Origin of the sequence: Pseudomonas sp. BF-B-30, assembly GCF_019956305.1 — a bacterium.
Taxonomy (GTDB): domain Bacteria; phylum Pseudomonadota; class Gammaproteobacteria; order Pseudomonadales; family Pseudomonadaceae; genus Aquipseudomonas; species Aquipseudomonas jessenii.
This window is the reverse complement of record NZ_JAHBDG010000001.1, coordinates 51,276-73,104: the sequence shown is the minus strand read 5'-3', so window position 1 is coordinate 73,104 and position 21,829 is coordinate 51,276. Positions and strand designations below refer to the sequence as shown.

The window sequence follows — 21,829 nt, the reverse complement described above, 5'->3', positions numbered from 1 at the left end:
GTGAGCATTTGCCGGTTATATGGCCTGGACCTGGAAAATAAGTGAGAATGCGGGCCAATGGCGGCCGGCAAATCGCGCCTATCATATCCAAGATTCGTCACTAGCTTAAGGCCCAAGGTGCAAATGAAACGATCTGCTTTCTTTATCTCCGATGGTACCGGCATTACCGCCGAAACCCTGGGTCAAAGCCTTCTGGCGCAGTTCGAAAACATTACCTTCAGCAAAGTCACGCGGCCGTACATCGACAACGTGGACAAAGCGCGGGCCATGGTACAACAAATCAACAAAGCCGCCGAAACCGACGGCTTCCGTCCGATTATCTTCGACACCATCGTCAATCAGGACATTCGTGAGATTCTCGCAACCTCGAATGGTTTCATGATCGACATTTTCTCGACGTTCCTGGCACCGCTTGAACAGGAACTGACCGAGCATTCTTCCTATACCGTGGGCAAGTCCCACTCCATCGGCGCCAACACCAACTACATGGAGCGTATCGAGGCCGTTAACTTCGCCCTCGACAACGACGACGGCGCCCGCACGCACTATTACGACAAGGCCGACCTGATACTAGTGGGCGTGTCGCGATGTGGTAAGACGCCGACGTGCCTGTACATGGCAATGCAGTTCGGTATCCGTGCAGCCAACTACCCGCTGACCGAAGACGACATGGAGCGCCTGCAACTGCCGTCCGCCCTGCGCGCCCACCAGCACAAGCTGTTCGGCCTGACCATCGACCCGGACCGCCTTACCGCGATCCGCAACGAGCGCAAGCCCAACAGCCGCTATTCGAGCTACGCCCAGTGCGAGTTCGAAGTTCGCGAGGTGGAAAACCTGTTCCGCCGCGAGAACATTCCGAACATCAACTCCACGCACTTTTCCGTAGAAGAAATCTCCGCGAAGATTCTCGTGGAGAAAGGTGTGGAGCGGCGTTTCAAATAGATTTGTAGCGCCTGATCTGCCGCCTTCGCGAGCAAGCCCGCTCCCACAGTTGATTTGTGTTCACCGCAGATCTCCTGTGGGAGCGGGCTTGCTCGCGAATGAACGATAACGCGGTCTCCTAGATAACAAACAAATCCACAAACCGGTTTACCGGTGTCGCCTCAAGTTTCTGCTGATCCTTGCACAACGCAAAAATCTCTTCGCTACGCTGACTGGTGAATCGTGTCAGCAAGTTCGCCCTGAACTTGTCCTCCAGCAACGGAATGCCTTCGACCCGACGTCGACGATGCCCAATCGGGTATTCCACCACCACGTTTTCAGTACTCGACCCGTCCTTGAAAAACACCTGCACAGCGTTGGCAATGGAGCGCTTGTCGGACTCCAGATACTCACGGGTGAAACGCGGCTCCTCAACTATCACCATCTTGTCGCGCAACACATCGATGATCGGATGCGCCTTGTGGAAATCATCTTCGTAATACTCGGCAACCAGATTGCCAAAGGCCAGCGGCACGGCAGTCATGTACTGGATGCAGTGATCGCGATCAGCGGCATTGGCCAGCGGGCCGACCTTGGAAATGATGCGAATCGCCGACTCGTGAGTGGTGATGACGATCCGGTCGATTTCGTGCAGACGATTGCGCACTTGCGGATGCAGGGTCACCGCCGCCTCACAGGCCGTTTGCGCATGGAACTCGGCCGGAAAACTGATCTTGAACAACACGTTTTCCATCACATAACTGCCGTACGGTCGCGAGAAACTGAACGCACGCTTGTCTTCAGGCTTGAGCGCCAGATCGTTGTTGGTGTGGCTGAACAATACGTCGTAAAACCCCCACTGCCTGGCACTCAATACACCGGGAATACCCATTTCGCCGCGCATCGCCATGTCCGCCAAACGCACGCCACGACTGGACGCATCCCCCGCCGCCCAGGATTTACGCGAACCGGCATTCGGCGCATGCCGGTATGTGCGCAGGGCCTGACCGTCCGCAAAGGCATGGGACAACGCCGACAACAACTGCTCGCGATTGGCCCCCATCAGCTTGGCGGTGACTGCGGTCGAGGCCACTTTCACCAGAATGACGTGATCGAGGCCGACACGGTTGAACGAGTTTTCCAGGGCAATCACGCCTTGAATCTCATGGGCCATGATCATCGCTTCAAGCACTGTGCGCACGGTCAGCGGCGCCACACCATTAGCCAGGTGCTTTTGTGATAAATGGTCGGCTACCGCGAGAATACCGCCGAGGTTGTCCGACGGATGCCCCCACTCCGCCGCGAGCCAGGTGTCGTTGTAGTCGAGCCAGCGCACGATGCAGCCGATGTCCCACGCCGCCTTCACAGGATCGAGCCGGTAACTGGTCCCCGGCACCCGGGCGCCGAATGGCACGACAGTGCCTTCTACCACTGGCCCCAAATGCTTGGTGCACTCGGGAAAACGCAGGGCCAGCAGGCCGCAACCCAAGGTATCGATCAGACAGTTGCGCGCAGTATCCAGCGCCTCTTTTGACTCGATCTTGTAGTTGAGGACGTAATCGGCAATGTCCTGCAGGACCTTGTCGTAGTCGGGGCGGTTGTTCAGGTCGACGTTGGCACTCATGTTCGATTCACTCTTGCAGGAGCGAGCCTTGCTCGCGATGGTCATCAACGATAACGCTGGGTGCCTGACACCCCGTGGTGCTCTCAGGTCCATCGCGAGCAGGCTCGCTCCTACATAAGGTGTGGGTCAGAAAGAATCACCCGGCACACGGACAAACCCTTCCATCAACACCCGTGCACTGCGGCTCATGATCGCTTTGTTCACGGTCCACTCGCCATTGACCTGGCTGGCCTCGGCGCCGACGCGCAAGGTACCGGACGGGTGGCCGAAGCGCACCGCGTTGCGTTCGATACCGCCTGCCGCGAGGTTAACCAGCGTACCGGTGATCGCTGCCGCCGTGCCGATTGCCACCGCAGCAGTACCCATCATCGCGTGGTGCAACTTGCCCATGGAAAGCGCACGCACCAGCAGGTCGACATCACCCGCCGCAATGGCTTTGCCACTGGACGATACGTAATCCGCCGGTTTGGCGACGAAGGCCACTTTTGGCGTGTGCTGGCGCTTGGCAGCTTCGTCAATGTTCGAAATCAGGCCCATGCGCAATGCGCCGTAAGCGCGGATGGTTTCGAACATCAGCAAGGCTTTCGGGTCGCCGTTGATCGCGCCCTGCAACTCGGTGCCCTTGTAGCCGATGTCTTCGGCATTGACGAAAATCGTCGGGATGCCGGCATTGATCATGGTCGCCTTGAAGGTGCCGACGCCGGGCACTTCCAGGTCGTCCACCAGGTTGCCGGTAGGGAACATCGAACCGCCGCCGCCCTCTTCGTCCGCCGCCGGATCGAGGAACTCGATCTGCACTTCGGCCGCCGGGAAGGTCACGCCGTCGAGTTCGAAATCGCCGGTTTCCTGTACTTCACCATTGGTGATCGGCACGTGGGCGATGATGGTCTTGCCTATGTTGGCCTGCCACACGCGAACCACCGCCACGCCGTTGTGCGGGATGCGGCTGGCGTCCACCAGGCCATTGCTGACGGCGAACGAACCGACCGCCGCCGACAGGTTGCCGCAGTTGCCGCTCCAGTCCACGAAGGGCTTGTCGATGGACACCTGACCGAACAGGTAATCGACATCGTGATCGGCCTTGATGCTTTTCGACAGGATCACGGTTTTGCTGGTGCTGGAAGTCGCGCCACCCATGCCGTCGATTTGTTTGTCGTACGGGTCGGGGCTGCCGATCACCCGCAGCAGCAAAGCGTCGCGGGCCTGGCCCGGGACCTGTGCCGCTTCAGGCAAATCCTTCAGGCTGAAAAACACGCCTTTGCTGGTGCCGCCGCGCATGTATGTCGCTGGAATTTTGATCTGCGGTGCATGAGCCATGGTGCTCGTTACTCCTAATCTGAAAACAGACACGGGACTCAAAGTCCCGTGTCTGCAAAGCGTGTGTTAAACAGCAACCGCCGATTCTTCGAGGAAGTCCTGGGCGAAGCGTTGCAGCACGCCACCGGCTTCGTAGATCGACACTTCTTCAGCAGTGTCGAGGCGGCAGGTCACCGGCACATCGACGCGCTCGCCATTCTTGCGATGGATCACCAGGGTCAGCTCGGCACGCGGGGTGCGGTCGCCAATCACGTCGTAGGTTTCGCTGCCGTCGATGGCCAGGGTGTGGCGGTTGGTGCCCGGCTTGAATTCCAGCGGCAACACGCCCATGCCCACCAGGTTGGTGCGGTGAATGCGCTCGAAACCTTCGGCGGCAATCGCTTCCACACCCGCCAGGCGCACGCCCTTGGCCGCCCAGTCGCGGGACGAACCCTGACCGTAGTCGGCACCTGCGATGATGATCAGCGGCTGCTTCCGATCCATGTAGGTTTCGATGGCTTCCCACATGCGCATCACTTTGCCTTCCGGCTCGACGCGGGCCAGCGAGCCCTGCTTGACCTTGCCGTTTTCCAGAACCATTTCGTTGAACAGTTTCGGGTTGGCGAAGGTTGCGCGCTGCGCAGTCAAATGGTCGCCCCTATGAGTCGCGTAGGAGTTGAAGTCCTCTTCCGGCAGGCCCATTTTCGCCAGGTATTCGCCCGCGGCGCTGTCGAGCATGATGGCGTTGGACGGCGACAGGTGATCGGTGGTGATGTTGTCCGGCAGCACCGCCAGCGGGCGCATGCCCTTGAGCGGACGGGCGCCGGCCAACGCACCTTCCCAGTACGGCGGACGGCGGATGTAGGTGCTCATCTCGCGCCACTCGTACAGCGGCGCGACTTTGGGACCTGTGTCTTCGTGGATCGCGAACATCGGGATGTAGACCTGACGGAACTGCTCAGGTTTGACCGAGGCTTTCACCACTGCGTCGATTTCTTCGTCGCTCGGCCAGATGTCCTTCAGGCGGATTTCCTTGCCTTCCACCACGCCCAGCACATCTTTTTCGATGTCGAAACGGATGGTACCGGCAATGGCGTAAGCAACGACCAATGGCGGCGATGCGAGGAACGCCTGCTTGGCGTATGGGTGAATCCGGCCGTCGAAGTTACGGTTACCGGACAACACAGCAGTGGCGTACAGGTCACGGTCGATGATCTCTTGCTGGATCACCGGGTCCAGTGCGCCGGACATGCCGTTGCAGGTGGTGCAGGCGAAGGCCACGACGCCGAAACCGAGCTGTTCCAGCTCATCGGTCAAACCGGCTTCATCGAGGTACAGCGCCACGGTTTTGGAACCCGGTGCCAGGGACGACTTGACCCACGGCTTGCGGGTCAGGCCGAGCTTGTTGGCGTTGCGCGCCAGCAGGCCGGCGGCGATCACGTTGCGCGGGTTGCTGGTGTTGGTGCAGCTGGTGATGGCGGCGATGATCACCGCGCCGTCCGGCATTTGCCCCGGCACATCGTCCCACTGACCGGAGATGCCTTTGGCGGCCAGATCCGAAACCGCCACACGGGCGTGCGGGTTGCTCGGGCCAGCCATGTTGCGTACCACCGAGGACAGATCGAAGGTCAGGCCGCGCTCGTATTGCGCGCCCTTCAGGCTGTCGGCCCACAGGCCCGTGGTCTTGGCGTAGTTCTCGACCAACTGCACCTGCTCGTCTTCACGTCCGGTGAGCTTGAGGTAGTCGATGGTCTGCTGGTCGATGTAGAACATCGCCGCGGTGGCGCCGTATTCCGGGGCCATGTTGGAGATGGTCGCGCGGTCGCCGAGGGTCAGTGCCGCAGCACCTTCACCGAAGAATTCCAGCCACGCGCCAACCACTTTTTGCTTGCGCAGGAACTCGGTCAGCGCCAGCACCATGTCGGTGGCGGTGATGCCCGGCTGCAGCTTGCCGGTCAGCTCGACGCCGACGCTTTCCGGCAGACGCATCCACGATGCGCGGCCGAGCATTACGCTTTCGGCTTCCAGACCACCGACACCGATGGCGATCACGCCCAACGCATCGACGTGCGGGGTGTGGCTGTCGGTGCCGACGCAGGTATCAGGGAAGGCCACGCCGTCACGCACCTGGATCACCGGAGACATTTTCTCCAGGTTGATCTGGTGCATGATGCCGTTGCCCGGCGGGATCACGTCGACGTTCTTGAACGCCTTCTTGGTCCAGTTGATGAAGTGGAAACGGTCTTCGTTGCGACGGTCTTCGATGGCGCGGTTCTTCTCGAACGCTTCCGGATCGAAGCCACCGCGCTCGACGGCCAGGGAGTGGTCGACGATCAGTTGGGTCGGCACCACCGGGTTGACTTGCGCCGGATCACCGCCCTGCAGGGCGATGGCGTCACGCAGGCCGGCGAGGTCAACCAGCGCGGTCTGGCCGAGAATGTCGTGGCACACCACGCGGGCCGGGAACCACGGGAAGTCGAGGTCGCGCTTGCGCTCGATGAATTGCTTCAGGGATTCGGTGAGCGTGGCCGGGTCGCAGCGACGCACAAGGTTTTCCGCCAGCACACGGGAGGTGTACGGCAGGGTGTCGTAGGCGCCAGGCTGGATCGCCTCGACCGCTGCGCGGACATCGAAGTAATCCAGGTGGCTGCCGGGCAGCGGTTTACGAAATTGTGTGTTCATCGTCAGGACTCGGTCACGGTAGTTACAAAAGGTGGGGCCTGGCACAGGCACTGAACTGGACTCGGTCAAATGTGGGAGCGGGCTTGCTCGCGAAAGCGGTGTATCAGTCAACATCAATGTTGGATGTCAGTCCGTCTTCGCGAGCAAGCCCGCTCCCACAGTGGTTCCCGGTTCAGTCAGTAACCCGTGCGGTAGCCGCCACCATTCAGCGTTGTTCGATTGGTACGAACTTGCGCTGCTCAACGCCGGTGTATTCGGCGCTTGGACGGATGATGCGGTTGTTGGCACGTTGTTCGTACACGTGGGCGGCCCAGCCGGTCAGGCGCGAGCAGACGAAGATCGGCGTGAACAACTTGGTCGGGATGCCCATGAAGTGGTACGCCGAGGCATGGTAGAAGTCGGCGTTCGGGAACAGTTTCTTCTGCTCCCACATGGTCTTGTCGATGGCTTCGGACACCGGGAACAACACCTTGTCACCCACTTCGTCAGCGAGCTTTTTCGACCAGCCCTTGATCACCTCGTTACGCGGATCGTTGTCCTTATAGATCGCGTGGCCGAAGCCCATGATCTTGTCCTTGCGCTCGAGCATGCCGAGGGTGCCCTTGATCGCGTCTTCCGGCGACGAGAAACGCTCGATCATTTCCATCGCCGCTTCGTTGGCGCCGCCGTGCAGCGGACCGCGCAGCGAGCCGATGGCCGCGGTGATGCACGAATACAGGTCGGACAGGGTCGAGGCGCAAACACGTGCGGTGAAGGTCGACGCGTTGAACTCGTGCTCCGCGTAGAGGATCAGCGAAACGTTCATCACCTTGACGTGCAGCTCGCTCGGCTTCTTGCCGTGCAGCAGGTGCAGGAAGTGGCCGCCGATGGACTGCTCGTCACTCACGCAATCGATGCGCTTGCCTTCGTGGCTGAAGCGATACCAGTAGGTCATGATCGCCGGGAACGCGGCCAGCAGGCGGTCAGTCTTGTCGTGTTGCTCGGAGAAGTTGTTCTCCGGCTCCAGGTTGCCCAGGAACGAGCAGCCAGTGCGCATCACGTCCATCGGGTGGGCGTCGGCGGGGATGCGTTCCAGCACTTCTTTGAGCGCTTGCGGCAGGTCGCGCAGCTTGCTCAGTTTGGCAATGTAGGCTGCCAGTTGCGCCTTGCTCGGCAGTTCGCCGTACAGCAGCAGGTAGGCAACTTCTTCGAACTGTGCGTCAGCCGCCAGTTCACGTACGTCATAACCACGATAGGTCAGACCGGCACCCGACTGGCCCACGGTGGACAGTGCGGTTTGCCCGGCTACCTGGCCACGGAGCCCGGCGCCACTGAGTACTTTTGCTTCGGCCATTGCTGCCTCCAGTTTTCTTGAATTTGTTAGGGAATCGGCAAATACATTGATCGGGATTCACACCCGACCTTGTAGGAGCGAGCCTGCTCGCGATGCAGGTCCTGACACCACGGTGTGTCAGGGGGCCCGCGTTATCGTTGACGCCCATCGCGAGCGGGCTCGCTCCTACAGGTACAGGGGGTTCATTATTTTTTCGCGGCGAACAACGCATCGAGCTTCTGCTCGAAGGTGTGGTAGTCGATGCGATCGTAAAGCTCCATGCGAGTCTGCATGGTGTCGATGACGTTCTGTTGCGTGCCATCGCGACGGATCGCGGTGTAGACGTTTTCTGCAGCCTTGTTCATGGCACGGAACGCCGACAGCGGGTACAGCACCAGCGATACGTCGGCAGCGGCCAGCTGTTCGGTGGTGTACAGCGGCGTCGCGCCGAATTCGGTGATGTTGGCCAGGATCGGCGCTTTCACGCGATTGGCGAACAGCTTGTACATTTCCAGTTCAGTGATGGCTTCCGGGAACACCATGTCAGCGCCGGCCTCGATGCACGCGGCGGCGCGATCCAGGGCAGACTCCAGACCTTCCACCGCCAGGGCGTCGGTACGGGCCATGATCACGAAGCTGTCATCGGTACGGGCATCGACTGCAGCCTTGATGCGGTCGACCATTTCCTGCTGGGTCACGATTTCCTTGTTAGGACGGTGACCGCAGCGCTTGGCGCCGACCTGGTCTTCGATGTGAATCGCCGCCGCGCCGAACTTGATCATCGACTTCACGGTACGGGCGACGTTGAACGCCGAGGAACCGAAACCGGTGTCCACGTCCACCAGCAGCGGCAGGTCGCAAACATCGGTGATGCGGCGCACGTCGGTCAGCACGTCATCCAGGCCGGTGATGCCCAGGTCCGGCACGCCGAGGGAGCCGGCAGCCACCCCGCCACCCGACAGGTAGATCGCCTTGAAACCGGCGCGCTTGGCCAGCAGCGCATGGTTGGCGTTGATCGCGCCGACCACTTGCAATGGATGCTCGCTGGCGACCGCATCGCGGAAACGCTGGCCTGGAGTGCTCTTGTTCAAACTCATGACTCACCTCGTTTGGCTGTCGGGTTAGCGCCGTCCTGGTAATGACGGGCGATGTTGCGTTTGGAGGCGCCGATGTGACGACGCATCAACAACTCGGCCAGTTCACCGTCACGGTCGGCGATGGCATCGAGAATTCGGTGGTGCTCGGCGAACGCCTGGTGCGGGCGATTGGGCGTGGTGGAAAACTGGATGCGGTACATGCGCACCAGTTGATACAGCTCGCCGCAGAGCATTTGGGTCAGCGTACGGTTGCCGCTGCCCTGGATGATTCGGTAGTGGAAGTCGAAATCGCCTTCCTGCTGGTAGTAGCCTCTCCCGGCCTGAAACGCCTCATCGCGTTCGTGGGTTTCCAGGACCCGACGCAGCTCGTCGATTTCTTCGAGGCTCATGCGCTCGGCGGCCAGACGACAGGCCATGCCTTCCAGGGATTCGCGGATTTCGTATAGCTCAATCAGTTCGGCGTGATTGAGCGACACCACCCGTGCGCCGACATGCGGCACGCGAACCAGCAGGCGCTGGCCTTCCAGACGGTGGATGGCCTCGCGCAACGGGCCACGGCTGATGCCGTAGGTGCGCGCCAGTTCCGGTTCGGAGATTTTGCTGCCCGGCGCGATATCGCCTTTGACGATAGCCGCCTGAATGCGTCGGAAGACGTTCTCGGAAAGCGTCTCCGTATCGTCCTGCGTAGAAACCGGGGGATCGAGTTGATCCAGCATATTGTCGACACCTTGTAAGCCAGTGCCGCAAAAACTAGCGAATACTGGCGGCGCAGTCAAAGTATAAATCGATATTGTCGACAATCTTCTGATAACCGGTTGCACCATTACGAAGCAACCGGCCTATTTATAGCCACCGGCCAGCGCTGGCGCCATCAAACCACCGTGCTAGAATGCCGCCCGCATTTGTTTGTCACATCTGCACTGCCTGTCATAAAAACCTGACAGGCATACGAGGGAGCTTGCGCAGCGATGCCAGGGCCTTGAATCAAGTCGGACCGCTGCGCATCAGGATTTATGAGACTCAAGCCCTTCCCCACCTTCCTTTATTTCCTTTGCCTGCCCGGCTTCGCAATGGCCGGGGAAAAGACCGTGTATGGCCTTAATGAGTACGCATCGCTCAATGGCATCGATCTGGAAGTGGCGGCCAAACTCGACACCGGGGCGAAAACCGCATCCCTGAGTGCACGGGATATCAAACGATTCAAACGCAACGGCGAGTCGTGGGTGCGCTTTTACCTGGCCATCGACGCCGCCCATTCGCACCCGATCGAACGCCCGCTGGCCCGTGTCAGCAAGATCAAGCGCCGGGCCGGCGACTACGATCCGGAGGAAGGCAAGAAGTACACCGCCCGACCGGTGATCGAACTGGACATCTGCATGGGCTCGGCCCTGCGCAGCATCGAAGTGAACCTGACCGACCGCAGCGCTTTCCAATACCCGCTACTGATTGGCTCCGAAGCCCTCAAACGTTTCGATGCTCTGGTTGACCCCAGCCTTAAATATGCTGCCGGCAAACCTGCCTGCACCACCGACGCTCATACCGCCGAGTAATTCAAATGCGCTCTCTTACCCTTCACCTGAAACTGCTGATCGCCATCCTGGTGGTGCTGGGCATTTCAGTTACGGCCTATCAGATCTTCGTGCTGGGCATCCCGGTGACCGAAGACGCCACCGACGACCTGTGGAACATCGACGCCAAGGTCGAGTTCGTCGCCAGTGCCAAGGATCCGGTCAAGATCCAGATGTTCGTGCCTCCGCTGAGCCGCGACTTCGTGAGCCTCAACGAGAGCTTCATCTCCAACAACTACGGCGTGGCCGTGAACCGGGTCGACGGCAACCGCAAGGTCACCTGGTCGGCACGCCGGGCCAAAGGCAATCAGACGCTGTATTACCGCCTGGTGCTGACCAAGCGTTATTCCGGTGAGAAAGCCAAGATCAAAGGCCCGACCTTTCGCGACAGCATGACTATCGAAGGCCCGGAAAAAATCGCCGCCGAAGCCTTGCTCGCACCGATTCGCCAACACTCGGCCGATGTCGAAACTTTCGTCGGCGAAGCCATCAAGCGGGTCAACAACCTCAACGACGACAACGTGAAACTGCTGCTGGCCGGTGATCCATCCGCGGCGCACAAGGCGAAAATCGTCGAGCTGCTGCTGTCCATCGCCCATGTGCCGATCGAGAAGGTCCACACCATCCGCCTGGTGGCCGATCAGCCGCAAATGCCGGAACTGTGGCTGCGCAGCTTCAATGGCACCGACTGGCTGTACTTCAACCCGGAAACCGGTGAACAGGGCCTGCCGACCGACCGCCTGCTGTGGTGGACCGGCGACGAAAACCTGATCACCGTCGATGGTGGCAAGAAAGCCAACGTGACCTTCAGCCTGAACAACAGCGAAATGAACGCCATTCGCCTGGCCAAGCTGACCGACGAAAACACCGACGCCAATTTCCTCGAGTACTCGCTGTACGGCCTGCCGCTGCAAACCCAGCAGACCTTCATGATCATGGTGATGATCCCGATCGGCGTGCTGGTGATCCTGATCCTGCGCAACCTGATCGGCATCCAGACCCTGGGCACCTTCACCCCGGTGCTGATCGCCCTGGCCTTCCGCGAAACCCAGCTCGGCTTCGGTATCGTGCTGTTTACCATCATCACGGCGCTGGGCTTGTCGCTGCGCTCCTATCTCGAACACCTGAAACTGCAAATGCTGCCGCGGCTGTCGGTGGTGCTGACGTTCGTGGTGGTGCTGATTGCGGCCATCAGCCTGCTCAGCCATAAACTCGGCCTGGAACGCGGTTTGTCGGTGGCGCTGTTCCCGATGGTGATCCTGACCATGACCATCGAACGCCTGTCGATCACCTGGGAAGAGCGCGGCGGTGGCCATGCCATGAAAGTGGCCGTCGGCACGCTGTTCGCCGCGTCCCTGGCGCACCTGATCATGAGCGTGCCGGAACTGGTGTACTTCGTGTTCACTTTCCCGGCGATCCTGCTGATCCTGGTGGGCTTCATGCTGGCCATGGGTCGTTATCGCGGTTACCGCCTGACCGAACTGGTGCGCTTCAAGGCCTTCCTGAAAAAGGCTGACGCCTGATGTTCGGCCTCTGGAAGACCTGGAAGGCCCTGGAAGCCCGGGGCATCATGGGGATCAATCGGCGCAACGCAGACTACGTGCTCAAATACAACAAGCGCAGCCTGTACCCGATCGTCGATGACAAGATCATCACCAAGGAACGCGCCATCGCCGCCGGCATCCATGTGCCCGAACTGTATGGCGTGATCTCCACCGAGAAGGAAATCGACAATCTCGAAGAGATCATCGGCGCACGCAATGACTTCGTGATCAAACCGGCCCAGGGCGCTGGCGGAGATGGCATCCTGGTCATCGCCGACCGCTTTGAAGGGCGTTATCGCACGGTGTCCGGTCGGATCATCAGCCATGAAGAAATCGAACACCAGGTTTCCAGCATCCTGACCGGCCTGTACTCCCTGGGTGGTCACCGCGACCGGGCGCTGATCGAATACCGCGTGATTCCGGACCAGATTTTCAAGAGCATCAGTTACGAAGGCGTGCCGGACATTCGCATCATTGTTTTGATGGGCTACCCGGTGATGGCCATGTTGCGCCTGCCGACACGCCAGTCCAACGGCAAGGCCAACCTGCACCAGGGCGCCATCGGCGTCGGTGTGGACCTGGCCACCGGCCTGACCCTGCGCGGCACCTGGCTGAACAACATCATCAACAAACACCCGGACACCACCAATGCAGTGGATGGCGTGCAACTGCCCTACTGGGACGGTTTCATGAAACTCGCCGCTGGTTGCTATGAGTTGTGCGGCCTGGGCTACATCGGTGTCGACATGGTCCTGGACCAGGAAAAAGGCCCGCTGATTCTGGAGCTCAACGCCCGGCCGGGGCTGAATATCCAGATTGCCAATGACTGCGGCCTGACGTTGCGCACTCATGCGGTGGAAGCACGAATGGAAGAACTGAAGGCTCGCGGCGTGACCGAAACGGTCGAAGAGCGCGTGGCGTTTGTGCAGGAGATGTTTGGGCATATTCCTGCGGTCGAGGGTTGAGGCCCATCTCCTGTAGGAGCGAGCTTGCTCGCGAAAAACGCCAGGACAACGCGGGGATTCAGACAGCCCACGCCATCGTTGACGACCATCGCGAGCAAGCTCGCTCCTACAATCCCCTCTAGGAGCAATTCTCCGAGGGGACTACAATCGCCACCCCGCCTCGATGGCTGACTTCCCCCGCCCATGTTGACCTGTTCCGTACACCCGCTGCCCTATCGCGCCAACCCCGCCGAATATTTCGCGGCGATTCGCCATGCGCCCGGTGCCGTCCTGCTCGACAGTGGCCGCCCCAGCGCCGACCGCGGTCGCTATGACCTGCTCAGCGCCTGGCCACTGGAACAACTGACGGTGTCGCCCGACGAATGTGGCGATGCTTTCCTGCAACGCCTGCGCGACAACCTGACACGCCTGGGCGAAGCCATTCTGCCGGCAGATTATGAGTTGCCGTTTGCCGGTGGGTTGATCGGTTACCTGAGTTACGACTTCGGCCGACATCTGGAGCGCCTGCCGAGCCAGGCCAGTGATGACCTGCATCTGCCTGATGCGCGCTTCGGCTTGTACGGCTGGGCCTTGATCAGCGATCACCTTTCGCAGACCAGTCAATTGGTGTTCCACCCGACCCTGCCCGACAGCGAGCGTCAGCGCCTGATCGAACTGCTCAGCCAGCCTGCGCCGCAAGCGATCGCGCCCTTCAAGCTGCTCACCCCGATGACTGCCGACTTGAGCGCCGATGAGTATCAACAGGCCATCGAGCGCATCCAGCAGTACATTCAGGCCGGCGACTGCTATCAGGTCAATTTTGCCCAACGGTTTCGCGCACCCTGCCTGGGTGATCCGTGGGCCGCTTACTGTGCGCTACGCGCTGCTTGCCCGACGCCTTTTTCCGGCTTCCAGAACTTGCCTGATGGCGATGCCGTACTCAGCCTGTCGCCGGAGCGCTTCGTCAAAGTCAGCCAGGGCCATGTGGAAACCCGCCCGATCAAGGGCACTCGCCCCCGAGGCCTGACGCCCGAGCAGGACGCCGCGAACGCCGCCGAATTGCTGGCCAGCCCCAAGGACCGCGCGGAAAACCTGATGATTGTCGACCTGCTGCGCAATGACCTCGGTCGCACCTGCCGCACAGGCTCAGTACGGGTGCCGGAATTGTTCAGCCTGGAAAGCTATCCGAACGTGCACCACCTGGTGAGCAGCGTCACCGGTGAACTGGCGGATGAGCGCGATGCCCTGGACCTGATCGCCGGCAGCTTCCCCGGCGGCTCGATTACCGGCGCGCCAAAGATTCGTGCCATGCAGATCATCGACGAACTGGAGCCGACCCGGCGCGGCCTGTATTGCGGTTCGTTGCTGTACCTGGACGTACGCGGCGAAATGGACAGCTCCATCGCCATCCGTAGTTTGCTGGTCAAGGACGGGCAGGTGTGTTGCTGGGGCGGTGGCGGGATTGTCGCGGACTCGCAGTGGCAGGCTGAGTATCAGGAGTCGATTACCAAGGTGAAGGTACTGCTCGATACGCTGCAAAACCTGTAGGAGCGAGCCTGCTCGCGATGGAGCAACTGACGACGCGGGCTGTCTGGTGCCCCGCGTTATCGTTGACGACCATCGCGAGCAGGCTCGCTCCTACATACAGGGAATGTGATTACAAGCTCAGGGTCCGGTTTGATGCCTTGATGAACTCCTGCTTCAACGCTTCAAACGTGTGCACCGCCGGGAACTGCGGGAACTGCGCAATCACGTTATCCGGCGCATGGAACAGAATCCCGGCATCAGCCTCGCCCAGCATCGTGGTGTCGTTGTAGGAATCCCCCGCCGCGATCACCCGGTAGTAGAGGCTCTTGAAGGCCAGGACCGACTGACGCTTGGGATCTTTCTGACGCAGTTGATAGTCAGTGACACGCCCAGTGTCGTCAGTAATCAGGCGATGGCAGAGCAAGGTCGGGAAGCCCAGCTGACGCATCAGTGGCTGGGAGAACTCATAGAAGGTGTCCGACAGGATCACCACCTGGAAGCGCTCGCGCAGCCAGTCGACGAACTCGATGGCGCCATCAAGCGGCTTGAGCGTGGCGATCACTTCCTGAATGTCGGAGAGCTTCAGGCCGTGCTCGTCGAGAATTCGCAGGCGCTGCTTCATCAGCACGTCGTAGTCGGGAATGTCCCGGGTAGTGGCCCTGAGGGATTCGATCCCGGTTTTTTCGGCGAAGGCGATCCAGATTTCCGGAACCAGCACACCTTCAAGATCCAGACAGGCAATTTCCACAAGACACTCCCATTTGTATTGATTATTGAGTCGAGCGAGCAAAAAGACTGCCGAACTCTAGCGATTCGGGCCTGCCTGCGCAACGCAGAGGATGCCCCGGCCCGTGCAGCTTTTTGTTACCATCGACCCCATATAGAGCGCCCAGCGCCACCGACCTGTAGGAAGCCGCCCTGATGAGCCCAACGTTCGACGTCGTGGAACTCGCCACGACCTATGCCAACAAATCCGCCCAGGACATTCTGAAACTCGCGTTTGCCGAGTTTGGCGATGACCTGTGGATATCTTTCAGCGGCGCCGAAGACGTGGTGCTGGTGGACATGGCCTGGAAGCTGAACAAGAACGTCAAAGTGTTCAGCCTCGACACCGGTCGCTTGCACCCCGAGACCTACCGCTTCATCGATCAGGTGCGCGAGCACTACAAGATCGACATCGAACTGGTGTCGCCGGACTACACGAAACTTGAGCCGTTCGTGAAGGAAAAAGGCCTGTTCAGCTTCTACAAGGACGGCCATGGCGAATGCTGCGGCATCCGCAAGATCGAACCGCTGCGCCGCAAGCTGTCAGGCGTGACGGCCTGGGCGACCGGCCAGCGTCGGGACCAGAGCCCCGGCACCCGCAGCGCCGTCGCGGTGATGGAAATCGACACCGCGTTCTCCACCCCGGAACGCACCCTGTACAAGTTCAACCCGCTGGCGCAAATGACCAGCGAAGAGATCTGGGGCTACATCCGCATGCTGGAGTTACCGTACAACAGCCTGCACGAACGCGGTTTCATCAGCATCGGCTGCGAACCCTGCACCCGCCCGGTACTGCCGAACCAGCATGAGCGTGAAGGCCGTTGGTGGTGGGAAGAAGCGACGCAGAAGGAATGCGGGCTGCATGCGGGGAATATCATCAGCAAGTCGAAAGCGTAAATACCCCTGTAGGAGCGAGCTTGCTCGCGATAAACCCAAGAGCGCCATGGGGTGTCAGGAATACAGCGTTTTCATTGACGACCATCGCGAGCAAGCTCGCCCCCACAAAAATGTGTACACAGGAATGTCACCATCGGTGCCATTTATGTGTGCACTTTTCGTTTCTGCGCCCCCAAAAGTTACATCCCCCCGCCTGACGTACACCGCCATGTCCTCCTGAATCCCCTTCGTAAAATAAATACCTGTTCAATCGGTCAATTTAAATTGGCTATTTTTCAGTAATTTGGCGAAACGCCATAACAAAACGAAATGAGCAGCGCGTTTCATAGAACTGCCAGCTGGCACAGTTCTGGCTTAAGTGCATACATGTTTTGTATACAATAAATTCAAAACATACACACACTTTAGATCCGCAAGCCTGAAGCGCCCTATCCCGTACAGGCTGCAGATGCCCCGTAACCAATGATATTCGCCATCCGCGACGAAGATTTGTCGAGCCAACGCTCATGCACAGTCATCGCGATGTCGAGCATCAGGAGCCTGCCGGAATGCGTACTAGTCTCTCCAATAACAACATCGCGCTGGATCTACCCTCCTCCCATTCCATCCACACCGTCGACAATCAGGCGCATCACGCCCCCGTGGTGCTCAGCCCCCGATTGCACAACAAGGACCTGGCACCGACCAAGTCCGAAGGTCGGCGCTGGGGCCGCTACAGCATCTTTGCCCTGTGGACCAACGACGTGCACAACATTGCCAACTACTCGTTTGCCATAGGCCTGTACGCCTTGGGTCTGGGTGGCTGGCAGATTCTCCTGTCCCTGGGGATCGGCGCCGCGCTGGTTTACTTTTTCATGAACCTGTCTGGCTACATGGGCCAGAAAACCGGGGTGCCGTTTCCGGTCATCAGCCGGATCAGTTTCGGCATTCACGGTGCGCAGATTCCTGCATTGATCCGCGCCGTTATCGCCATCGCCTGGTTCGGTATCCAGACGTATCTTGCGTCCGTGGTCTTTCGCGTGTTGTTAACGGCGGTCCATCCCGGGTTCGCCGACTACGACCACGACTCGATCCTGGGCCTGTCGACCCTGGGCTGGGTGTGTTTCGTCGCGATCTGGTTCGTGCAACTGGCGATCCTGGCCTATGGCATGGAGATGGTGCGGCGCTACGAGGCATTTGCCGGCCCGGTGATTTTGCTGACCGTCGCCGCCCTTGCCGCGTGGATGTACACCCAGGCCGATGCGACCATCGCCTGGTCTATCCGTGAGCCGCTGACTGGCGGTGAGATGTGGCGCAACATCTTTGCCGGCGGCGCACTGTGGCTGGCGATCTACGGCACCTTGATCCTCAACTTCTGCGACTTTGCCCGTTCTTCGCCGTGCCGCAAAACCATCAAGGTCGGAAATTTCTGGGGCTTGCCAGTGAATATCCTGGTGTTCGCCGGCATTACCGTCCTGCTGTGCGGCGCGCAATTTCAGATCAATGGCCGGATCATCGAAAGCCCGACCGAAATCATCGCCTCGATCCCCAACACCTTCTTCCTGGTGCTCGGCTGCCTGGCGTTCCTGATCGTCACCGTGGCGGTGAACATCATGGCCAACTTCGTCGCCCCGGCGTTCGTACTCAGCAACCTGGCGCCCAAGTACCTGACCTTCCGCCGCGCCGGCTTGATCAGCGCGACCATCGCTGTGCTGATCCTGCCGTGGAACCTCTACAACAGCCCGCTGGTGATCGTGTACTTCCTGTCCGGCCTCGGTGCCCTGCTCGGCCCGTTGTACGGGGTGATCATGGTCGACTACTGGCTGGTACGCAAAGGCCGGATCAACGTGCCGCAGTTGTACAGCGAAGACCCTGACGGCGCGTATTACTACAGCCGCGGTGTCAATTTGCGCGCGGTGGCGGCGTTCATTCCTGCAGCGTTGATCGCCATCGTCCTGGCATTGGTACCGGGCTTCCACAGCGTATCGCCATTCTCCTGGCTGATTGGTGCCGGTATCGCCGGGATGCTCTACCTGATCATCGCCAAGCGCCAACCGCATTACGTCGATGTTAGCGGCGAAGCCATCGCGGTCGACAACGTCAGCCACTGATCCTGTCGCGGCCCGGCGTTGTCGGGCCGCAGAACCAACTGCATTAAGGACTCCCCATGCGCATTCTCGTGGTCAACGTCAACACCACCGAATCCATCACCCAGGCCATCGCCCGTTCGGCGCAGGCCGTCGCGTCACCCGGCACGGAAATCGTCGGCCTCACCCCGCACTTCGGTGCCGACTCCATCGAAGGCAATTTCGAGAGTTACCTGGCGGCCATCGCGGTCATGGACCGGGTGATGTCCTACGACCAGCCGTTCGACGCCGTGATCCAGGCCGGCTATGGCGAGCACGGCCGTGAAGGCTTGCAGGAACTGCTCAATGTGCCGGTGGTGGATATCACCGATGCCGCCGCCAGCACGGCGATGTTCCTCGGTCACGCCTATTCCGTGGTCACCACCCTCGACCGCACCGTGCCGCTGATCGAAGATCGCCTCAAGCTCTCCGGCCTCTGGGACCGTTGCGCCTCGGTACGGGCCAGTGGTTTGGCAGTACTGGAACTGGAACACGAACCGCAGCGCGCACTGGAGGCCATCGTCCATCAGGCCGAACTGGCGGTGACCCAGGACAAGGCCGAAGTGATTTGCCTGGGCTGCGGCGGCATGGTCGGGCTGGACGAGCAGATTCGTCGACGTACCGGGGTACCGGTGGTGGATGGGGTGACGGCGGCGGTGACCATTGCCGAATCATTGGTGCGACTGGGGCTGTCGACATCGAAGGTGCGGACTTATGCGACGCCACGGCCGAAAAACATCATTGGTTGGCCGGGGCGGTTTGCCCGGTAGACCGCGGCCCCCCCTTCGCGAGCAAGCCCGCTCCCACACTGGATCTCCGTTGAATACAGATATTGTGTCTACAACAGATCAAATGTGGGAGCGGGCTTGCTCGCGAAGGAGGCAACTCGGACCTGAGCCTGACTCAAACCGCACTGAACCTCTGCCCCAACCCTCTCTCGGCAAACTGCTCAATGACAAACTCGACAAACGCCCGGGTCTTGCCCGGCAGCAGTTTGTGTTCGGCGTAATAGATGGAGGTGTAACCGTCGTCGATGTACCAATCCGGCAGCACCCGCTGCAGCCTGCCCGACTCCAGATAGCTCGCGGCAAACGGCATGCTCACCAGCGCAATGCCCAGACCCTGCGCGGCCGTGGCGCAGGCGGCCTCGGAATCGCTCATGGTCATCCGCGCCTTGAGCGTCAACGGGCTGTGTTGCTGATTGCGATGGGTCAACTGCCAGGAGCGTACCCGACCGGTCTGCGGTGAGCGGATCAGAATCCCGTCATGGTGCTTGAGGTCATCCGGCTCGCTGATCGCTGCATGTGTCTCCAGGTAGTCCTTCGTAGCCACCAACACCCGATGCGCCGGACTCAGCCGGCGTGCCACCACGCCCTGGGGCAATTCGAAGCCGCCGCCGATGGCCGCGTCGAAACCCTGCCCGATCAGATCGACCTGGCGGTTGTCGAAGTGCCAGTCCGGGTTGATCGCCGGGAATCGCCGCAGAAACTCGCCGAGCATCGGCACAATGTACAGACAGCCAAATACTGTCCCCATGCTGACTTTCAAGGTGCCCGCCGGCTGCCCTCCGGCGCTGGCGAGATTGGCCACGGCATTCTGGATCGTGTGCAGGCTGCCGCTGACTTCGCCGAGAAACAACTGACCGGCTTCCGTCAGGGTCAGGCTGCGAGTGCTGCGCTGGAACAATCTGACACCCAGGCGCGCCTCGAGCTTGGCAACGCTCTTGCCCACCGCCGCCGGTGTCAGGCTCAAGCGCCGCGCAGCCTCAGCAAAGCTGCCGACCTCGGCACTGCGCACAAAGCATTCGATACTGCTGAAGGTTTCCATAAGCGCCACTATAAACTTTTGGTTTACACAGACTATCGCAACTATGGTCTACACAGCACGTAATCCTGAATCGATACTAGCCTCCATCAACCGGGACATCTCGCCTCGGGACTTGGAGATCAATATGACTACTCAGAACCTCAGCGGCAAAGTGGCCTTGATTCAAGGTGGTTCCCGCGGCATCGGCGCAGCCATCGTCAAGCGCCTGGCTGCTGAAGGCGCCACCGTTGCCTTCACCTACGTCAGCTCCACGGCCAAAGCCGAAGAACTGCAAGACAGCATCACCGCCAAGGGCGGCAAGGCCCTGGCCATCAAGGCCGACAGCGCCGACGCCGACGCCATCCGCGGTGCCGTGTCCGCCACGGTAGAAGCCTTCGGTCGCCTGGATATCCTGGTCAACAATGCTGGGGTACTGGCGGTCGCACCGCTGGCCGAGTTCAAACTCGAAGACTTCGACCAGACCCTGGCCATCAACGTGCGCAGCGTGTTCATCGCCACCCAGGCCGCCGCCAGACACATGACCGAAGGCGGTCGCATCATCAATATCGGCAGCACCAACGCCGACCGCATGCCCTTCGCCGGTGGTGGCCCGTACGCCATGAGCAAGTCGGCGCTGGTCGGCCTGACCAAAGGCCTGGCCCGAGATCTCGGCCCGCAAGGCATCACCATCAATAACGTGCAACCGGGCCCGGTCGACACCGACATGAATCCGGCCGAGGGTGACTTTGCGGAAAGCCTGATCCCGTTGATGGCCGTGGGCCGTTACGGCAAGGCCGAAGAGATCGCCAGCTTCGTCGCCTACCTTGTCAGCCCTGAAGCGGGCTATATCACGGGGGCCAGCCTGACCATCGACGGTGGTTTCGGCGCCTGATGCGTTAAACGCAAACCCAATGTGGGAGCGGGCTTGCTCGCGAAAGCGGTGAATCAGACGACATCAATGTTGCCTGGTACACCGCCTTCGCGAGCAAGCCCGCTCCCACATTTGCCAGAGTCGACCCGTCTTTTTAGCTAGGTCCATTCCAGCGCCGGCAAACCAAAAGCACTCGGCACAAACGCCTTCAGCGTACGAAGAATGCCATCGGCGTGTGCGTACCTGGCATCTGCCATTGCCGCATCCGGAATCGCAATTGCCGTCATCCCTGCCGCTTTCGCCGCAGTGACGCCGAAGGGCGAATCCTCGAACACCAGGCAGTCTTGCGGTGCAACACCCAGGCGCCGCGCCGCCGTCAGGAAAATATCCGGTGCTGGTTTGGCCGCGCCCACCTCGGCGTCATCGGCGGTGACGATAAAGTCGAACAAGGCGAACCAGTCGCGGTGCAATGTGGTTTTCTGGCCGAACGACTGGCTCGAAGAACTGGTGCCTACGGCAATGGGAATGTTGTTGGCCTTCAGATGCCGTACCAGTTCCTGTGCTCCGGGCATTGCCTGCGCTGTAGGAAAACGCTCGCGCATCAGCGGCTCGCGGATCACCAGAAACTCTTGCGCCGTAATCGGCAAGTCCAGCGCTTCAACCACATAGCGCGCCAGATCGCCCGCGCCCCGGCCAATGATGTTCTGTTTGATGCTCCAGTCGAACGTCCGGCCGTAACGCGCGGCAATGATAGAGGTGACTTCGGTGTAGATGCCTTCTGTGTCCAGCAACAAGCCGTCCATATCGAAAATCACGGCCTTGATCGGGCCGAATGCTTTCAGTGGTGCATTCATCGCATCTGATCCGTTT

The 21,829-nt window shown here is 60.2% G+C and carries 18 protein-coding genes; 9 read left to right on the top strand and 9 right to left on the bottom strand.

Annotated features, from left to right (window positions below):
* Positions 1 to 123: 123 nt before the first annotated feature.
* Positions 124 to 942, top strand: a complete 819-nt coding sequence (locus tag KGB29_RS00375) for a pyruvate, water dikinase regulatory protein (protein WP_008048584.1) — start codon at positions 124 to 126, stop codon at positions 940 to 942.
* Positions 943 to 1,060: 118 nt separating this feature from the next.
* Here KGB29_RS00375 and prpD read toward each other — a convergent pair whose 3' ends face one another.
* The 6 genes from prpD to KGB29_RS00345 form a co-directional block, all read right to left on the bottom strand.
* A complete protein-coding gene (prpD, locus tag KGB29_RS00370) occupies positions 1,061 to 2,545 on the bottom strand; it encodes a 2-methylcitrate dehydratase (RefSeq protein ID WP_154860688.1) in 1,485 nt (494 codons plus the stop codon).
* A 126-nt stretch (positions 2,546 to 2,671) separates the two neighbouring features.
* A complete protein-coding gene (gene prpF / locus KGB29_RS00365; RefSeq protein ID WP_102668985.1) occupies positions 2,672 to 3,862 on the bottom strand; it encodes a 2-methylaconitate cis-trans isomerase PrpF in 1,191 nt (396 codons plus the stop codon).
* Between the two features lie 66 nt (positions 3,863 to 3,928).
* On the bottom strand, positions 3,929 to 6,523 hold the full coding sequence (gene acnD / locus KGB29_RS00360) for a Fe/S-dependent 2-methylisocitrate dehydratase AcnD (protein ID WP_154860689.1): 2,595 nt from the start codon (positions 6,521 to 6,523) through the stop codon (positions 3,929 to 3,931).
* Positions 6,524 to 6,728: 205 nt separating this feature from the next.
* Entirely contained in the window at positions 6,729 to 7,856 is a 1,128-nt protein-coding gene (prpC, locus tag KGB29_RS00355) for a 2-methylcitrate synthase (RefSeq protein WP_154860690.1), read from the bottom strand.
* A 185-nt stretch (positions 7,857 to 8,041) separates the two neighbouring features.
* On the bottom strand, positions 8,042 to 8,932 hold the full coding sequence (prpB, locus tag KGB29_RS00350) for a methylisocitrate lyase (protein ID WP_008017616.1): 891 nt from the start codon (positions 8,930 to 8,932) through the stop codon (positions 8,042 to 8,044).
* Positions 8,929 to 9,648 (bottom strand): GntR family transcriptional regulator, encoded by a 720-nt coding sequence (locus tag KGB29_RS00345; RefSeq protein WP_008048579.1) that lies wholly within the window; start codon positions 9,646 to 9,648, stop codon positions 8,929 to 8,931. Before KGB29_RS00345 ends, prpB begins: the two co-directional genes overlap by 4 nt.
* A 297-nt stretch (positions 9,649 to 9,945) precedes the next feature.
* On the opposite strand from KGB29_RS00345, the gene KGB29_RS00340 reads away from it, so the two are divergent.
* The 4 genes from KGB29_RS00340 (at position 9,946) to pabB (ending at position 14,536) form a co-directional block, all read left to right on the top strand.
* Positions 9,946 to 10,482: an ATP-dependent zinc protease gene (locus KGB29_RS00340; RefSeq protein WP_046042906.1), complete on the top strand. Its 537-nt coding sequence runs from the start codon at positions 9,946 to 9,948 to the stop codon at positions 10,480 to 10,482.
* A 5-nt stretch (positions 10,483 to 10,487) separates the two neighbouring features.
* Entirely contained in the window at positions 10,488 to 12,023 is a 1,536-nt protein-coding gene (locus tag KGB29_RS00335; protein ID WP_057715711.1) for an inactive transglutaminase family protein, read from the top strand.
* On the top strand, positions 12,023 to 13,009 hold the full coding sequence (locus KGB29_RS00330) for an alpha-L-glutamate ligase-like protein (protein ID WP_154860692.1): 987 nt from the start codon (positions 12,023 to 12,025) through the stop codon (positions 13,007 to 13,009). The genes KGB29_RS00335 and KGB29_RS00330 overlap by 1 nt, the downstream gene beginning before the upstream one ends.
* A gap of 183 nt (positions 13,010 to 13,192) precedes the next feature.
* Positions 13,193 to 14,536 carry an aminodeoxychorismate synthase component I gene (pabB, locus tag KGB29_RS00325; RefSeq protein ID WP_154860693.1) on the top strand — a complete coding sequence of 448 codons (1,344 nt, stop codon included), beginning with the start codon at positions 13,193 to 13,195 and terminating at the stop codon, positions 14,534 to 14,536.
* A 109-nt stretch (positions 14,537 to 14,645) separates the two neighbouring features.
* On the opposite strand, the gene thrH is transcribed toward pabB, so the two are convergent.
* On the bottom strand, positions 14,646 to 15,263 hold the full coding sequence (gene thrH / locus KGB29_RS00320) for a bifunctional phosphoserine phosphatase/homoserine phosphotransferase ThrH (protein ID WP_057715714.1): 618 nt from the start codon (positions 15,261 to 15,263) through the stop codon (positions 14,646 to 14,648).
* A 173-nt stretch (positions 15,264 to 15,436) separates the two neighbouring features.
* Between thrH and KGB29_RS00315 the strand changes: the two genes are divergently transcribed.
* The 3 genes from KGB29_RS00315 to KGB29_RS00305 all read left to right on the top strand — a co-directional run bounded on the left by KGB29_RS00315 (position 15,437) and on the right by KGB29_RS00305 (position 19,052).
* Positions 15,437 to 16,177 carry a phosphoadenylyl-sulfate reductase gene (locus KGB29_RS00315; RefSeq protein ID WP_057715715.1) on the top strand — a complete coding sequence of 247 codons (741 nt, stop codon included), beginning with the start codon at positions 15,437 to 15,439 and terminating at the stop codon, positions 16,175 to 16,177.
* A 548-nt stretch (positions 16,178 to 16,725) separates the two neighbouring features.
* Positions 16,726 to 18,267 carry an NCS1 family nucleobase:cation symporter-1 gene (locus KGB29_RS00310; protein WP_057715716.1) on the top strand — a complete coding sequence of 514 codons (1,542 nt, stop codon included), beginning with the start codon at positions 16,726 to 16,728 and terminating at the stop codon, positions 18,265 to 18,267.
* 56 nt (positions 18,268 to 18,323) lie between these two features.
* Positions 18,324 to 19,052, top strand: coding sequence for an aspartate/glutamate racemase family protein (locus tag KGB29_RS00305; RefSeq protein ID WP_154860694.1), 729 nt, complete (start codon positions 18,324 to 18,326; stop codon positions 19,050 to 19,052).
* 133 nt (positions 19,053 to 19,185) lie between these two features.
* Here KGB29_RS00305 and KGB29_RS00300 read toward each other — a convergent pair whose 3' ends face one another.
* Positions 19,186 to 20,109 carry a LysR family transcriptional regulator gene (locus KGB29_RS00300; RefSeq protein ID WP_154860695.1) on the bottom strand — a complete coding sequence of 308 codons (924 nt, stop codon included), beginning with the start codon at positions 20,107 to 20,109 and terminating at the stop codon, positions 19,186 to 19,188.
* Between the two features lie 124 nt (positions 20,110 to 20,233).
* On the opposite strand from KGB29_RS00300, the gene KGB29_RS00295 reads away from it, so the two are divergent.
* Positions 20,234 to 20,980, top strand: coding sequence for a 3-oxoacyl-ACP reductase family protein (locus KGB29_RS00295; RefSeq protein ID WP_151213299.1), 747 nt, complete (start codon positions 20,234 to 20,236; stop codon positions 20,978 to 20,980).
* A 137-nt stretch (positions 20,981 to 21,117) separates the two neighbouring features.
* Here the strand turns inward: KGB29_RS00295 and KGB29_RS00290 are convergent, their stop codons facing one another.
* A complete protein-coding gene (locus KGB29_RS00290; protein ID WP_090454016.1) occupies positions 21,118 to 21,813 on the bottom strand; it encodes an HAD-IA family hydrolase in 696 nt (231 codons plus the stop codon).
* Positions 21,814 to 21,829: the final 16 nt, after the last annotated feature.